Origin of the sequence: Tunturiibacter gelidiferens (genome assembly GCF_013410115.1) — a bacterium.
GTDB lineage: Bacteria > Acidobacteriota > Terriglobia > Terriglobales > Acidobacteriaceae > Edaphobacter > Edaphobacter gelidiferens.
Genome location: NZ_JACCCV010000001.1, coordinates 1,879,102 through 1,894,448 on the forward strand (window position 1 = coordinate 1,879,102; position 15,347 = coordinate 1,894,448).

At 58.6% G+C, this 15,347-nt stretch carries 11 protein-coding genes; 9 read left to right on the plus strand and 2 right to left on the minus strand.

Annotation, left to right across the window (positions count from 1 at the left end; translation table 11 throughout):
- The first annotated feature begins 38 nt into the window (after nucleotides 1-38).
- The 5 genes from HDF12_RS07975 (at nucleotide 39) to murG (ending at nucleotide 5,790) form a co-directional block, all read left to right on the plus strand.
- The gene (locus HDF12_RS07975) at nucleotides 39-701 is read left to right on the plus strand and encodes a hypothetical protein (protein WP_179581993.1); all 663 of its coding nucleotides are present in this window, start codon (nucleotides 39-41) and stop codon (nucleotides 699-701) included.
- Between the two features lie 140 nt (nucleotides 702-841).
- Nucleotides 842-1,978 (plus strand): phospho-N-acetylmuramoyl-pentapeptide-transferase, encoded by a 1,137-nt coding sequence (mraY, locus tag HDF12_RS07980; RefSeq protein WP_179581994.1) that lies wholly within the window; start codon nucleotides 842-844, stop codon nucleotides 1,976-1,978.
- 15 nt (nucleotides 1,979-1,993) lie between these two features.
- Entirely contained in the window at nucleotides 1,994-3,349 is a 1,356-nt protein-coding gene (gene murD / locus HDF12_RS07985) for a UDP-N-acetylmuramoyl-L-alanine--D-glutamate ligase (RefSeq protein ID WP_179583512.1), read from the plus strand.
- A 20-nt stretch (nucleotides 3,350-3,369) separates the two neighbouring features.
- Nucleotides 3,370-4,464, plus strand: a complete 1,095-nt coding sequence (ftsW, locus tag HDF12_RS07990; protein ID WP_179581995.1) for a putative lipid II flippase FtsW — start codon at nucleotides 3,370-3,372, stop codon at nucleotides 4,462-4,464.
- A 183-nt stretch (nucleotides 4,465-4,647) separates the two neighbouring features.
- On the plus strand, nucleotides 4,648-5,790 hold the full coding sequence (murG, locus tag HDF12_RS07995; protein ID WP_257025603.1) for an undecaprenyldiphospho-muramoylpentapeptide beta-N-acetylglucosaminyltransferase: 1,143 nt from the start codon (nucleotides 4,648-4,650) through the stop codon (nucleotides 5,788-5,790).
- A 693-nt stretch (nucleotides 5,791-6,483) separates the two neighbouring features.
- On the opposite strand, the gene HDF12_RS22650 is transcribed toward murG, so the two are convergent.
- Nucleotides 6,484-7,749, minus strand: coding sequence for a YXWGXW repeat-containing protein (locus HDF12_RS22650; protein WP_306457999.1), 1,266 nt, complete (start codon nucleotides 7,747-7,749; stop codon nucleotides 6,484-6,486).
- Nucleotides 7,750-7,966: 217 nt separating this feature from the next.
- Nucleotides 7,967-9,037 carry an acetamidase/formamidase family protein gene (locus HDF12_RS08005; protein ID WP_179581996.1) on the minus strand — a complete coding sequence of 357 codons (1,071 nt, stop codon included), beginning with the start codon at nucleotides 9,035-9,037 and terminating at the stop codon, nucleotides 7,967-7,969.
- A gap of 263 nt (nucleotides 9,038-9,300) precedes the next feature.
- Here HDF12_RS08005 and murC point away from each other — a divergent pair, with 263 nt between their 5' ends.
- From murC to HDF12_RS08025, 4 genes are all read left to right on the plus strand, one after another.
- Nucleotides 9,301-10,713, plus strand: a complete 1,413-nt coding sequence (gene murC, locus HDF12_RS08010; RefSeq protein ID WP_179581997.1) for a UDP-N-acetylmuramate--L-alanine ligase — start codon at nucleotides 9,301-9,303, stop codon at nucleotides 10,711-10,713.
- 132 nt (nucleotides 10,714-10,845) lie between these two features.
- On the plus strand, nucleotides 10,846-12,135 hold the full coding sequence (locus HDF12_RS08015; RefSeq protein WP_373563870.1) for a cell division protein FtsQ/DivIB: 1,290 nt from the start codon (nucleotides 10,846-10,848) through the stop codon (nucleotides 12,133-12,135).
- Entirely contained in the window at nucleotides 12,132-13,361 is a 1,230-nt protein-coding gene (gene ftsA, locus HDF12_RS08020) for a cell division protein FtsA (RefSeq protein ID WP_179581998.1), read from the plus strand. Before HDF12_RS08015 ends, ftsA begins: the two co-directional genes overlap by 4 nt.
- A 927-nt stretch (nucleotides 13,362-14,288) precedes the next feature.
- Nucleotides 14,289-15,344 carry a hypothetical protein gene (locus tag HDF12_RS08025; protein WP_179581999.1) on the plus strand — a complete coding sequence of 352 codons (1,056 nt, stop codon included), beginning with the start codon at nucleotides 14,289-14,291 and terminating at the stop codon, nucleotides 15,342-15,344.
- Nucleotides 15,345-15,347: the final 3 nt, after the last annotated feature.

Genomic DNA, 15,347 nt, shown 5'->3' on the forward strand with positions numbered 1-15,347 from the left:
ATTGATTGGCGAAACGAGATCATACGGAGCAGAGATATATGTCGAGCAACGGGAATGCACTGGTGAGGAAAAACTCCAGTTCGGCGATGAAGAAGCATGCGAAGAAGGCGATTAAACACGCCGCTAAAAAGCAAGCTACCAAAAAACACGCTGCGAAACACGCCAAGAAGATTGCTAAAAAAGCGGCGAAGAAAGCTGCAGAAAAGGTTTCTGGTTCCGGGGCTGTTTATGCCACTGATTATGGACTTATGACGGCGTTTCACCATATGCAGAGAGCTACGGTCGTGATTTCGCTTATGGAAAAAGGAACGGGGGAAGACCTGAGGGATCTGCTGGAGCGTGGAGTGAAGCTCTACCGCAAGGCAACAGAGGGCGAAGAAGGAAACAAGTTTGTGTTGCGGGCGATCGGGGTTTTGCGTGCAGCGGAGCATCTGTCGCTGGCAGGGCTCTATGCTGCCCGGGAAAAACATCGTCAGAAGGTCGCGTCGCCTTCACCGGCTTGGCTGGAAAAGTTTATTGGGGAGGCGGATCAAAGATTGGAAAAGATTGAGCACGCTGAGCGCGGTAAAGGGACGGATCTTTTTCCGGTGACTGTTGAGTTATTGCGGCAGGCAGAGGACTCGGATCACGATGCTCATCTTGCGTTCGAGCTTGCGATGGCTGCCGATGCGCTCTGCTTTGCGCTAGAGAACGGGCTCTGAGCGGAGAATTTCGAGATTCGGCGGCATTCGGATTGGTTCGCGGATGAGATAACCACAGGATCCGGGCGATGGTGCTGTTAAGATAGCCGTGACTCGCAACAGAAAACGGGCATAAGCTGCGAGTAAAAGGCGGAGGCGTTTTGCTCTATTGGTTGCTGTACCAGAAGCTGTTCCCTTACTTTCGGCTGTTTCGCATCTTCCGATATCTGACGTTTCGTACTGTGTTTGCGAGCCTTACGGCGCTACTGATCGGCTTGCTGATCGGCCCGTATGTGATCGAGAAGCTGCGCGAGTTTCAGATTGGGCAGTATATCCGGGAAGAGGGACCTCAGTCGCACCAAAAGAAGAGCGGGACGCCGACGATGGGCGGGGTGTTGATCTGTATCTCGATTTTGGTGCCGACGTTGATGTGGTCTGATCTTTCGAATCCTTATGTCTGGCTGGTGATGTTGTCCACGCTTGCGTTTGGGGCGATCGGATTTGCGGATGACTATATCAAGGTTGTGCATCGACAAAACCAGGGACTGACGGCGAGGGCGAAGCTCGGTCTGCAATTTGTGGTGAGCGCCGCAGTGGCGGCAACGCTGGTTGTGATGGAGATTCGCGGCGGCTACTCGACCCGGCTGATGGTGCCGTTTGCAAAACGATTCAGGCCGGATCTGGTGTGGGAGTGGATGGGGTACATTCCGCACATGCACTGGCTGGTTTTTTTGCCGTTCGTGGTCTTTGTGATGATCGTGATCGCGGGTGCAAGCAATTCGGTGAATCTGACCGACGGACTGGATGGGCTGGCGATCGGATGTACGATCATTGCGGCCGGGGCTCTCACGGTTCTGACCTACGTGAGTGGGCATGTGGTGTTTTCGGATTATCTGGAGCTGCAACGGATGCCGATGGTGAGCGAACTCACGGTATTTTGTGGGTCGATGGTGGGAGCAAGCATTGGGTTCCTTTGGTACAACGCTCATCCGGCTGAGATTTTCATGGGAGACGTTGGTAGTCTTGCGCTCGGTGGGGCAATTGGGACGGTGGCGGTTGTGATCAAGCAGGAGTTGTTGCTGCCGTTTATTGGCGGTGTTTTCATTCTTGAGGCGGTGAGCGTGATGCTGCAGGTGGGGAGCTACAAGCTGAGGAATGGAAAGCGCATCTTCAAGATGGCTCCGCTACATCATCATTTTGAGTTGATGGGCTGGTCGGAGTCGAAGGTGATTGCGCGGTTTTGGATTCTAGCGCTGGTGTTTGCGTTGTTCGCGTTGACTACGTTGAAGCTGCGATGAGAGTGTGAAGGCATGATGGATTTGAAGAATAAGCGGGTATTGGTTGTGGGGCTGGGGAAGTCCGGCTTGTCGGCGGCGATGTTTCTGCGTGGGCTGGGGGCCCGGGTGACGGTGAGCGATACGCGGAGTGCGGTGGCGCTGGCGCAGGAGATTCCTGCGTTGCTGGAGGCGGGGATCATGGTTGAGTCCGGCGGGCATGGGCTTCTGACGTTTCGGCGGCAGGATCTGATTGTGGTATCGCCGGGTGTGCCGATGGATACGCCTGAGGTGAAGCAGGTTGTTGCGTTTGGTCTGACGGTGATTGGGGAGCTGGAGCTGGCGAGTCGCTATCTGCAGGGGCAGGTGGTGGCGATTACCGGGTCGAATGGGAAGACAACGACTACGACGTTGGTGGGAAAGATCCTCAGCGATGCAGGTTTGCCGACGCAGGTGGGTGGGAATATTGGTCTGCCGGTTATTGATCTGGTGGCGAAGAGCACGCCGGAGACGGTGAATGTGCTGGAGGTGTCGAGCTTCCAACTGGAGACCATTGAGGAGTTTCATCCGCGGATTGCGGTGATCCTGAACATCACGCCAGACCATCTGGATCGACATGGCAGCTTCGAGAAGTATGTGGCGGCGAAGGAGCGAATCTTCGAGCGGCAGGGCGCTGGAGACGCGCTGGTGTTGAATGGGGATGATCGCGTGACGCAGATGTGTGCGGCGCGGGCGAAGAGCGAGGTGTTCTGGTTCAGTGGGACGAAGGCCGTTCGACGCGGCGCGTTTGTAAGGGATGGCGTGATTGTGTGGGTGGAGAAGGAAGGCGGAACAACGGAGCCGGTGATGCCGGTTTCGGAGGTGCATCTGAAGGGTGCGCACAACATCGAGAATGTGTTAGCGGCAGTTTGCGTGGCGCGGTTGGCGAAGGTTTCGGCGGAGAGTATTCGGGCTTCGGTGGCGAGCTTTAGGGCTGTGGAGCACAGGCTGGAAATGGTCAGGAAGCTGAATGGGGTCGAATTCTATAACGACTCGAAGGCGACGAATGTGGATGCGACGATGAAGGCTGTAGCTTCGTTCAGCAAAGGGATTCACCTGATTCTTGGGGGGAAAGATAAGGACTCGGACTATGGGTTGATGGCCGAGTTGCTGAAAGAGAGGGTTAAGGCTGTTTATACGATTGGTTCGGCAGCAGAAAAGGTTGAGCACCAGCTGCATGGAGTCGTGAAGATGGTGGCAGCGGGAACGTTGGAGATTGCGGTGGCCGAGGCGGCGAAGGCTGCGATGGCTGGTGATGTAGTGCTGCTGTCGCCTGCCTGTTCGAGCTTTGACCAGTTTGAGAACTATGAGCATCGCGGCCGCGTGTTCCGGCAGTTGGTGAACGAACTAATTTAGTGAAGAAGTGGAAGTGATGCATGGCGAAGAGAGTTGGGGTGGACAAGTGGCTCTTCGGAGTGGTGCTGCTGCTGGTGCTGTTTGGGCTGGTGATGGTGTTTTCTGCGTCGGCGGTGATGGCGCAGTCGAGTCTCGGGTCTCCGTATCCTTATGTGATGAAGCAGGCGATCTGGGCCGTGTTGGGGCTGATTGCGCTGGTTGCGTTGATGCAGGTGGACTATCGGACTTATAACAATCCCAAGGTGGTGTTTCCTGCGGTTGCGGTGACGATGCTGATGTTGATCGGCGTGTTTGCGATGAAGGACTCGCATGCGACGCATCGCTGGGTTCGGTTTGGGAACCTGTTTACGTTTCAACCTTCGGAGCTGGCTAAGCCTGTGCTGGTGTTGTTTCTTGCTTATTTTTTGCAGACTCGAATCCACCAGATGGACGACTGGAGGGGAACGATTCTGCGGGCGGTTGCGGTGCCGCTGGCGTTTACGGCTTTGATCTTGAAGGAGCCGGATCTGGGGACCGGCATGGTCTGCATGGCGGTTACGGCGTTGATGCTGTATCTGGCCGGAGCGAAGACGAAGTACTTTGCGGTCGGTGCGGCGTTTGCGGCTCCTGTTCTTTACTTCATGCTGTTTCATGTTGCGTTTCGACGGGCGCGGATGCTGGCGTTTGTGAATCCTGAGGCTGATCCCCGCGGGACCGGGTTTCACATTCTTCAGTCGTTGATTGCGGTTGGGACGGGTGGGATTCGCGGGCTCGGGTTGATGGAGGGGCGGCAGAAGCTGTTCTATCTGCCAGAGGTTCAGACGGACTTTATCTTTGCGAATATCTGCGAAGAGCTGGGACTGATCGGGGCGCTGCTGGTGGTTGGATTGTTTGTTGCGCTGGGGTATCGCGGGTTGCGGGCGGCGTTTCTTTCGACCGATCCGTTTGCGCGGTTTCTTGCGTTCGGGCTGACGACTGCGATTCTGATCCAGGCCTTCTTCAATATGAGCGTGGTGCTGGCGCTGCTGCCGACGAAGGGGATTCCGCTGCCGTTCATCTCTTCGGGGGGCACTTCGATCTTTATTACGCTGGCGAGCATGGGTGTGCTGCTGAATATCACGCGCGAGATCGATTGAGGTGGAAGAGAGGCAGATCGTGTGTCCTGCCGGACGGGCCCACTTCGCTCGGCCACCCCGCAAACGAAGACCTGTTTGCGGGGACCCCGGTTCGCGCGGTCACTTCGTGACGGGTATACCTTTTCTGCGTGGGTTGAGTGGCGTCGGTCCTCCCGTTGGTCGGAGTAGAGCTCGGTGAGCGAATTGGGACAGCCATTGCGGGTTTTGATTGCGGGTGGTGGGACCGGAGGGCATGTCATTCCGGCGCTGGCGATTGCGCGGGAGTTGCGCGATGAGCATGGGGCCGAGATGCGGTTTGTGGGGACGGCGCGGGGGCTTGAAACGCGGCTGGTGCCGGAGGCCGGGTTTCCGCTGGAGTTGATTCGGGTGGGGCAGTTGAAGAATGTAAGTTTAGCGACGCGGGTGCGGACGCTGGCGGATCTTCCGCTTGGTGTTGTCCGGTGCGTGGAGTTGGTTCGGAGCTTCAAACCGGATGTGGTGGTGGGAGTTGGCGGGTATGCATCGGGGCCCGCGATGATGGCGGCGATCCTGTTGCAGGTTCCTACGCTGGCGTTCGAGCCGAACGCTGCGCCGGGGTTGGCGAACAGGCTGGTAGGGCGATTTGTGTCGGCTGCCGCGGTGAACTTCGAGGAGACTCGGAGGTACTTTCGTGGTGCGACGGTGACCGGTATTCCGGTACGGCGGGAGTTTTTTGGGATAGCTCCGCTGCCCGAAGCGGAGAGGGCTCGTGCCTCTTCTGCAGGTAGCATCTCGAAGGATGGACTGACATCGACTCGGCGGCTGCTGGTGTTTGGCGGAAGCCAGGGGGCGCGTGTCTTCAATACGGTCATGCCGCGGATCGCAAAGGGGCTGCTCGAAGAGGTGCCCGGACTGAGGATTCTGCACCAGACAGGGAAGGGACAGGCGGAGTCGACGGAGGAGGCGTATGGGGCGAGTGGCGCGGACCCCTCTCGCTGGAAGGTGGCTGCGTATCTTGACGATATGCCGAGGAGATTCGCCGATGCGGATCTGATTCTTTGCCGCAGCGGTGCGAGTACGGTCGCGGAGCTTGCCGCGGCGGGAAGACCGGCGGTGCTGGTGCCGTTTCCGGGAGCAGCGGACGACCACCAGATGAAGAATGCAGAGGCCTTCGCACGTGTCGGCGCTGCGGAGTTGCGAGTACAGGCTGCGGACGACCTGATGGAAGCGTTTTTATTGAGCGATCTTTCGCGGCTTTTGCTGGATGCCGGGAGACTGGTGGAGATGGGCCGGAGAGTTCGGGGGCTGGCCCATCCGGATGCGGTGCGGGTGATTGGGCAGATGGTGGCGACACTTGCAGGGCGTTGATTCATCCATCTGATCTTCCTCACCCGACCTCTCCTTTTGGGGTACCCCCCTCCCCCTATCTCGTGGCGTAACCCTCTTTGAATGAAAGTTTTACAAAAAACGTCAAATCGCAAAATAGTCATTCTAAATGGGTTGCGGCCAAATACGTCCAACCAAAGGGGTTACGGGCTTTAATGCGGAAAAGCCCCGGTTTTGGCCGGGGCTTCCTTGATCTGTGTATCCAGTATAACGGTTGGGGTATAACTAATGCGCCACGTGAATGTGCTGGATTGGCGCGGGTTTTGGTGATTCAGGGGCTTGACAAGGTCTTTAGGGTGGTTCGGGCTAGTAATGCAAAAGCAGATCCCTACGGGATGACACCAAAAGACGCCGGCAGTGGCAAATGCAGGAGCAAGTGAAATTGCCAACCCAAATGCAAATGCGGGGGTTTCTCCACTGCGCGGACCACGATGAGACTGCGGTCCGCTTCGGTCGAAATGACGGTTATCTGGTGGGGGATGGAAATTAGATAGCCGCGGGATGACGAGCAAAACGAAGGAAGCGGACTACCGGGGATGACGAGCAAAAACAAAGCAGATCCCTACTGGATGACAACAAGAAGACACAGCGGGATGACGTGCAAACGGCAAATATTTCGAGCAAAAGAAGAGGGCTGAGGATTTGATGCCTCAGCCCTTGATTTGCCGGCATGGATTAGCGATGACCGCCGCCACCACCGCCGCCGTGTGAGCCACCGCCGCCACCGCCTCCGCCGTGGAAGCCTCCTCCTCCGCCGCCACCGCTATAGCCGCTGCCTCCGCCGTGGGAACCGCCACCATAGTTTCCTCCACCAGAGTATGAGGCGTGGGGAGCACTGGCGTAGTTGCTGTGGCTTTGAACGGCAGCCGGCTGCGAGTAGCTGCGGGATTCGCCGCTGTAGGCGCTTCCCGCGTAGGCATTGCCTCCGGTGTAGGAACGGCCTGCATTTGCGTTGTAGTTAGCGTTGCCTCCGGTGTAGGCGCGGCCTGCGTTTGCGTTGTAGTTGGTGTTGCCTCCGTTGTAGGCGCGACCCGCGTTTGCGTTGTAGTTGGTGTTGCCTCCGTTGTAGGCGCGGGCTCCGTTATAAGAGGTGTTGGCGCCACCGGGGGTGGAACGTATGCTGTGGTCGCCGAAGCCCTGGGCAGTGGTGCGGCCAGCGTTTGTCTGAGCGAAGGTGCGCCCGTTGATGCTGGAGCCACGGTAGGCGTTGGAAGCTCCGCCATGGTTGGCGACAGAGTTGACGTGGGTGAAGCTGGCGCCGCCGGGGTGGCCGGAGTATCCGTTATAGGAGTGGTTGTAGAAGTTGCCGCCGTGCCAGCCGCGGCCGACGTTGCAGTAGGCGCGGTTGTAGTAGAAGCGTCCGCCGCCCCAGTATCCGCCGTAGAAACCGATGCCGAAGTAGCCAAAGCCGTAGTTGATGCCGCCGTAGTAGCCGACGTAGGGGCCCCAGTAGCCGGCGTTCCAGAAGTAGCCGTCGTCAAAGCCCCAGTAGCCGGGGGTCCAGAGGGCTCCGGTGTAGGGAGCTGCTACCCAGGCGCCTTGAACCCATTGATAGCCGTCAGCGGTCCAGGCCCAGTAGCCGGGGGTCCAGATGTAGCCGTCGCCGGGGGCGGGGGGCTGTTCGTAGTCGGGGATTGGGGGTGGGGCCTGCTCGATGCCCTGAGGTTGGCCGGGCTGCGGTGCGCCGTATTGCTGGGGGGCGCCCTGGTTTGGGTCGCCGTATTGCTGCGGCGCACCGTACTGCTGGTCGTATTGCGAGGGTGCTGTATTGTTCTGCTCGGCTCCGTATTGGGGATCCTGCTGAGCCTGCTGAGCGGCGGGCGAGCCGTACTGGTCGTTGGGGTTGTACAGCTGAACCTGGGCCAGAAGAGGCATGGCCAGTGTGAAGCCGGCGAGTGTTGCTGCTCCAACGGAGTTTCTGAAGAGGCGGGTGAACGTCATAGCGCTACCTTCCTGCTCAGCCTTCGTTTATCCGGGTGTTGCGTCGTGCGGCGGACTTCGCGGAGAGCAAGGATGAGTTCCAGCCCGGCTGGTTGTTCCGGGTCAAGTGCTCAGTTGATTAGACACGATTCCAGGTGCTTTGTTGCGAAATATTGATAGTGTCGCTTTATGAGTCAGGGCGAAAAGGTTGTAGCGATTTGATCGATTTGGTGTGCAATTAGTGACGATTTGAACTGCGGACGAAGAGGTTTTTGGGGCAGAGGACGTGGACGCCGCTTTTGGTGTCGACGAGTTGGGTGATGTCGACATCGCAGGCGGTGGAGATGAGGGCGTAGGCGTCGTCGCGGGTGAGAGGGGGGTGGCCGGGGATCTGGTCTGGTATCTCCTCTGACAGGAAGGTGATCATGTTGCGGACGGCCATCTCGGTGGCGGTTTTGAGGTCTTCGTCGAAGCCCATGGCAATGTAGGCGGTGGGGGTTTCGCCGCGGGGCCACAACAGGTGTTGATCTTTATGGACGATGAACTGGAAGGTGCCGGTGAGCTGGGTTTCGAGGGCGGTGATGTCGACTTCGCCGTTGCCCTGGCCGGCATGACCGTCGCCTGCTTCGAAGAGGGCTCCCTTGGCGTTGACGGGGATGTAGAGGGTGGTGCCGGCGACCATCTCCTTGTTGTCGATGTTGCCGGCGTGCATCCAGGGTGGGGCCGAGTTGTACTTGCCGGTGGATTCAGGTGGAGCGATTCCCATGGAGCCGAAGAAGGGGTGGAGGGGGATGTCGATGCCGGGGGCGAAGTGGCCGATCATCTTTTCGCGGTCGAGGGGGATGATGCGGGTGCGGCTGTAGGGGAAGTCGTTGGGGAGGAAGCCGCGGCCGGGACCGAAGCCGTTGCAGGCCCAGGGTACGTCGATGTTGATTTTTTGGATGCGAACTTCGAGGACGTCGCCGGGTTCGGCGTCGGTGATGGCGATGGGGCCGGTAAGGATGTGGCCGCCGGGGCCTTTTTCGGAGGCGGGATAGTTTTTGTAGATGTCATCGACGTAGGGCGGAATGTCGGAGGGGGCGATGCCGAGGGATTTGAGGCGCTCGGGTGAGCCGCAGGTGGAGAGGGTCTGGATGGTGACGGTGTCGCCGGAGTGCACGGTGAGGACGGGGGTGGCTTTCGCGGAGTAGAAGCCCCAGGCTACGGTGGTGGGAGTGGCTAGGAGGGTTTGGGTTTGCTGTGCGGCGGCCGGGAGGGTGAGGAGGGCAGCGGTGGCCAGGGCGGCGAGGCGGGCGGGGTTGGCAGGCATGGATTTTATATATCACGAGTGCTTGCGGTAAGCTGTCCTGCCGGACGGGCCACCGCTGCGCGTGGTGCGGCCACTTCGTGGCGTGTGTGCCTAGTTTTCGTGATGTGTTCGGGTGTGGTCCTCGCGTTGGTCGGAAAGAAAGCCGGCCACGTTTCGCGGGAACGTATCGTTCTCTTGTTCACAACAGTTCTGCCTGGGAACGCTGATAGTCTGGAGGATCATTACTCGCGTTGATGATGTCTTGAAAGTAGAGATTACGAAGCATGTTTGTGCCTGGGCATTTTTTGTTTGCGCCGTCGCAGCGGATTCATTTTATTGGGATCGGCGGAATTGGGATGAGCGGGATCGCGGAGATTCTGCTGACGATGGGGTATTCGGTCTCGGGCAGCGACTTGCGGCGGAGTTCGGTGACGGATCGTCTGTTGGGGATGGGGGCGCGGATCTTTGAGGGGCATGTTGCGAGCAATGCGGCGGCTAGTGATGTGGTGGTGACCAGCTCGGCCGTGGCTAAGGACAATCCCGAGGTGGTGGAGGCGCGGGAGCGGAAGATTCCGGTGATTCAGCGGGCGGAGATGCTGGCGGAGTTGATGCGGCTGAAGTATGGGATTGCCGTGGCGGGGATGCATGGGAAGACTACGACGACCTCGATGGTGGCTGCGGTGTTGGCTGGGGGCGGGCTGGATCCTACGGTGGTGGTGGGTGGACGGGTGAATGCGCTGGGGTCGAATGCGCGGCTGGGGAACTCGCAGTACCTGGTGGCGGAGGCGGACGAGAGCGACCGGAGTTTTTTGAAGCTGTCGCCGGTGCTGGCGGTGGTGACGAATCTGGATCGCGAGCACATGGATTGTTATCGCGATATGGAGGATGTCGAGGGAGCGTTTGTGGAGTTTATGGACAAGCTGCCGTTCTATGGAGCGACTACGGCTTGTGTTGATAATGCACTGCTGCGAACGGTGCTGCCGAGGGTGAGGCGGAAGGTCTATACGTATGGCGAGAGTGTGGATGCGGATTTTCGCGTGGAGATGCTGCCGAAAGATGCTGAGTGTCACTCGTGTTTTGCGGTGAACTACAAGGGACTGGTGCTGGGAACGTTTCGGCTGCATGTTCCGGGACGGCACAATGTGCTGAACGCTGCGGCTGCGGTGGCGGTAGGGGTTCAGTTGGGAGTGGCTCCGGACCAGATTGCTGCGGGGCTGGAGACGTTTCGTGGGGTGGATCGGCGATTTCAGATCAAGGGTGAGGCGCGGGGTGTGACGGTGGTGGATGACTATGGGCATCATCCGACGGAGATTCTGGCTACGCTGCGGGCGGCGAAGGATTGTGGGTACTCGCGGGTGCATGTTTTATTTCAGCCGCATCGATTTACGCGCACGAGGGACTTAATGGCGGAGTTTGCGGGAGCTTTTGAAGACGCGGATACGGTTGAGGTTCTGGATATTTATGCCGCTAGTGAAACTCCCATTGCGGGTGTGGATGCGCATGCGCTGGTGAGGGCGATTCGGGCCACGGGTGGGGTGCGGGTGGAGTATGCGGCTTCGGTGGCTGAGGGTGTTGACGTGCTGGCGCGGGAGGCTAAGGCGGGAGAGGTGATTTTGACGCTGGGGGCGGGGAGCGTATCGCAGGCGGGAGCGGCGCTGCTGGAAGTTTTATCTGAAAATGGGGCGACGAACGGGTGAGTTCCTGAAAGGGTACATGCTGAAGATGTCTGAGAGTGGTGGGCACCGTGCGGGTTATGCTCAGGATGGCGATTCTCGCGGCCTTGCTCAGGCGTGCGACAAAGCGATGCGGTTTCGAGGGGTGGAATAACGGTGCTAGAGGCGCCTGAAAAGAACTACGTCTCGGAGTCTCGAGGTTCGAGATGGCCGCGGCGGGTGTCGGCTTCGCCGGAGCGGAGGCTGCGTCGCGATCTCAGCGAGGATTTTGCGGATGATCCGCACTGGGACGATGATGCTCCGGTGGGACGACGCAAGGCTGGGGTGCGGGTGCGGTTTCGCGGTGTGCCTGCCACGAAGTGGGGAAGGATCGCTGCGGGCTGTGGGGTGGTGGTTCTACTCGGGGTTTGCGCCGGGTTGTTTGAGATGGCGAGGAGTTTTTTGTTGCACGATGAGCGGTTTGTGATTCCGGCATCGTCATCGATTGAGTTTCAGGGGAATGCGCATGTGACGCGGGCGCAGCTGCTGAGCGTCTTTGGAGAAGATGTGGAGCGGAATATCTTTACCGTGTCGCTAGCGCAGAGGCGCGCGGAGCTGGAGCGGCTGCCCTGGGTGGCGCATGCGACGGTGATGCGGTTGCTGCCGAACCGGATGCGCGTGTCGATTGTGGAACGGACGCCGGTGGCGTTTGTGCGGCAGGGAAATCATATTGGTCTGGTGGATGGGAACGGCGTGCTGCTGGATATGCCGGTGGAGGCCAAGCCGGATGGGAAGTACTCGTTTCCGGTGGTGACGGGGATCTCGGCGGACGATCCCTTGTCGACGCGTTCGGCGCGGATGAAGATCTATGAGCGGTTTACGACGGAGCTGGATGGATCGGGAGAGAAGATCTCGCAGGGGTTGAGCGAGGTGGACCTTTCGAACCCCGAGGACGTGAAGGCGCTGATTCCGGATAAGTCGAGTGAGGTGCTGGTTCACTTTGGCGACGCGGATTTTCTGGATCGGTACAAGAGATTTGAAGAACATCTGCCGGAGTGGCGGACGGTTTATCCAAAACTTTCGTCGGTGGATATGCGGTATGAGCGGCAGGTGGTGCTGGAGATGCAGCCGGGCGCGGGTGTGCCTGTGGCGTCATCGCCGAACGGTGCGGCGGTGATGGCGGCTGATTCGAAGGCGGCTGCAGCGACGCCCCAGGATGCGGGGACCGCTGAGGCCAAGCAAGTGACGAAGCCCGTTGCGAAGGTGGCTGCAAAGCCTCGGCTTGCGGTACATCCTGCGCCGGTGAAACATGCGGGTGTAGGGGAGAGACCTGGGGCAAAGGCTCCGGCGAAGAAGGTTGATCCGAAGGCCAAGAAACATGTTGTCGTTGCGAAGCACCGTCCGGTTGTTGGTAAGCCATCGGCTGGTTCGACGCAGTATCATCCTCCCCAGGCGGTTCAACCATGAATCAGAAGCAGGACAATCTGATCACCGTGCTCGACGCGGGAAGCACGAAGAGTTGCGTGCTCGTGGCCGAGTTGCAGGACGGCGTGCTGCGGTATCGCGGCCATGGCGTGGAACCGTCGCGTGGAATGCGCAAGGGTTTGATTGCGGAGCTGGGGCCGGCAGCGGAGGCGATCAATCGTGCGGCGCTTACGGCAGAGCGCGTGGCGAAGGCTGGAATTGAGACGGCGATTGTGGGGATTGGCGGGACGCATGTGCGCGGGGTGAACTCACGCGGCGGCATCAGCATGGGTAGCCGCATGCGGGAGATTACGCGGGAGGAGGTTCGTGCTGCGGTGGATCGTGCGCGGTCGGTTGCGCTGCCCCCGGACCGCGAGGTGCTGCATCTGCTGCCGCAGGAGTTCATCCTGGATGACCAGCCAGGGATTCATGATCCGGTGGGGATGGTGGGGAACAGGCTTGAGGTGAATCTGCATCTGTCGACTTGCTCGGGTGGTGTGGCGCAGAGCGTGATTACGTGCGCGAACCGTGCCGGGCTCGAGGTGATGGATACGGTGTATGAAGGAATTGCTGCGGCTGAGGCGGTGCTGAGCGCAGATGAGCGAGAGCTGGGCGTTTGCATGGCGGATATCGGATCGAGCACGACGGAGCTTGCGGTGTTCTTTGAGGGCTCGATCGCGCATACGGCTGTGCTGCCGATTGGCGGGGATCATTTTACGAACGACCTGGCGGTGGGACTGCATGTGACCGTTGAGGAAGCCGAGTATCTGAAGAAGATGTATGGACACTGCGTGGTGACGGCGGTGCCGCAGTTGAACGAGATCGAAGTTGGCGGGAACCTTGCATTTTCTGGCGGGCAGCCGGCGCGGATGGTGCGGCAGAGATTTCTGGCGGAGATTCTGGAGCCGCGTGCGCGCGAGTTGTTTACGATGCTGCGGGATAATCTGCGGCAGGGTGGAGTGCTGGAGGCGTTGGGCGCGGGCTGCGTGGTGACTGGTGGCGGCGCGAATATGGCTGGATTGCTGGATAATGCGGAGAGTCTGCTGCGGGTGCCTGCTCGTATTGGATATCCGGTGCCGCTTTCGCGAATGCCTGCGGAGCTGGCTGTGCCGGAGTTTGCGGCGGCGATTGGGATGCTGTTATATACGCATCGGACGCAGGTGCGGCGCGCCAGTGAAGAGCAGGGGCTGAGGGCTAAGTTAAAGGCGATCTTTGCGGGAAGCTTCTAGACTCCTGAGTTGAAGGATCAAGACCTTTTGAGTGTGTCGATTAACTCCGCTTCACGCTTTTAAATGCCAGGGAAGTGCTTGCGCAAATAAGTGCATCTGGATTTCGAGCCAATCTCTTGTAATACTCCTTCGAAGCGAAGCCAGATTTCAGCTGAGATAGAGCTGCGATCGCGATCGACGGCCCCTGGCGGCGAATATGGCGCTTGAGCTTCAATCAGCAGCGACGAGCGAGAGATGAGGCTGGATGGTTCCATCCTTCGAGGGTGGTACATATGGTTGCGCCTTTTAGTGAGCATCGCGGTGCTGGTGGCGGGGGCAATCGAGGGTGGATACGGGAAGTCGGAGTTATATGGCGATGACATCTCCTATCTCGATGTAGCAAATATGATTCGTGAGGGAGATTGGCGAGCTGCACTTAATCCTCTTTGGAGTATCGGATACCCTTTATTGCTATTGGTTTTCCGGCGTTTGTTTTCGCCAACGCCGCATGGTGAGATGGCAGCTGTCTTCTGGCTGAATTTATCGATTTACTTCATCGCGTGGGTTGGGTTTTTATGGTTCCTGGGTCTGATGTCGCAAAGACTAAAGGGAGATTTATCAGGAGAGCGAGCGGCTGTATTGTCGCCATTTCTTCTGGTCTGCGCGGGTTGTATCTTTGTCACCGTCCAGACAGGAATAGGACGAGTATCTACCGTCGGCCCGGATCTATTGGTGACTTGTCTCTTTTTCTTTGCTTCCGGGCTTGCGCTGAAGGTCTTGTCGCGACCAACCGCGGGGCACGCGATCTTATGGGGGGTCGTGCTTGGTTTGGGGTTCCTGTGTAAGGCAATCTTTTTAACACTGGCCGCTACATTTTTTGCGATTGCCATCGTCTTGACCAGCAGGCGCAGAGTCTCGGCTTCGCTTCTTCGTGCGGTGGGAGTGTTTTTGCTCTTTGTCGTTTCATATAGCGTGGGCCTATCGTGGGCGCTTGGACGACCGACGCTGGGTGAGGCCGGAGCGTTGAACTATGCATTTCATGTGAATCATCTGAAGCATTGGATGGGGTGGCAGGGAGGTCCGAAGGAGTTAGGATCTCCGATTCATCCAGTGCGGCTGCTTCGCACCGATCCGCCGGTCTTTGCGTTCGGGGAGCCCTTTCATGTGACCTACCCGCCGCAGTTCAACATGGTGTATTGGTATCAGGGGTATCGCCAATTCTTTAGTTTCAGAAATGAAATTCGAGCTGTATTTGAAAATCTACGCGCCTTGAAGGATGTTCTTCGAGAGACTCTCGCAGTCACTCTTGCGGTCGCTCTCTGCTTCTGTCTGGTGTTGTGGGATGCCATATCTCATCGCGACTCGGGGACGCGATCTGTAAGTACGTGGGTCCTGTATTTGCCTTCCGTGCTTGGCGTTCTCTTCTTTTTGCTGGTCCACATGGAGGGGCGTTATGTGGCGGGATTTCTCTGTGTGTTGTTTCTGGCACCCTATCTTGCGCTGGATGGATGGAGTGGGTCTACGCGGTCAGCACTGCGTACAGCTGCGCTGGTCCTTCTGGTGGTGGCTACGGTCTACAATTCGTCGAAGCAACTCTCCGGGGCAGTTCAATCGGCTGTTGGTCGAGTAGATATGCAGAGCGGAGGGCAATGGGCGGTCGCAGAATACCTGCAGGAGATGGGTTTGAAGGCGGGAGATAAGGTCGCCTCCGTCTCGCCAGGAAACGACATACGATGCGCGTGGGCTTATGCGTCTCGGGTGCATGTTGTGGCTGCTATCGGCAACGACGCCTACGACCCGGAGCACCAGAGAGAGGATCTGCATCTTTTTTTTGACAATGCTTCAATTCAGGACGAGGTCTTAGAACTGTTCCGTGAGCAAGGAGCTGTTGCTGTAGTCGCAACAGGGATTCCGTTTGATGTTTCGTCGCCGGGGTGGAGGCGGGTTCCTGGAAGCAGGGCGTGGGTGTTCCGCTTAGGGCCGCAAATTTCCGCGGGTCGATAGAGG

Bases quoted from the DNA above. Each gene is read 5' to 3' on its own strand.
- HDF12_RS07975 (WP_179581993.1), top strand. From the start codon at position 39: ATGTCGAGCAACGGGAATGCACTGGTGAGGAAAAACTCCAGTTCGGCG.
- murD (WP_179583512.1), top strand. From the start codon at position 1,994: ATGGATTTGAAGAATAAGCGGGTATTGGTTGTGGGGCTGGGGAAGTCC.
- ftsW (WP_179581995.1), top strand. From the start codon at position 3,370: ATGGCGAAGAGAGTTGGGGTGGACAAGTGGCTCTTCGGAGTGGTGCTG.
- HDF12_RS22650 (WP_306457999.1), bottom strand. From the start codon at position 7,749: ATGACGTTCACCCGCCTCTTCAGAAACTCCGTTGGAGCAGCAACACTC.
- HDF12_RS08005 (WP_179581996.1), bottom strand. From the start codon at position 9,037: ATGCCTGCCAACCCCGCCCGCCTCGCCGCCCTGGCCACCGCTGCCCTC.
- murC (WP_179581997.1), top strand. From the start codon at position 9,301: ATGTTTGTGCCTGGGCATTTTTTGTTTGCGCCGTCGCAGCGGATTCAT.
- ftsA (WP_179581998.1), top strand. From the start codon at position 12,132: ATGAATCAGAAGCAGGACAATCTGATCACCGTGCTCGACGCGGGAAGC.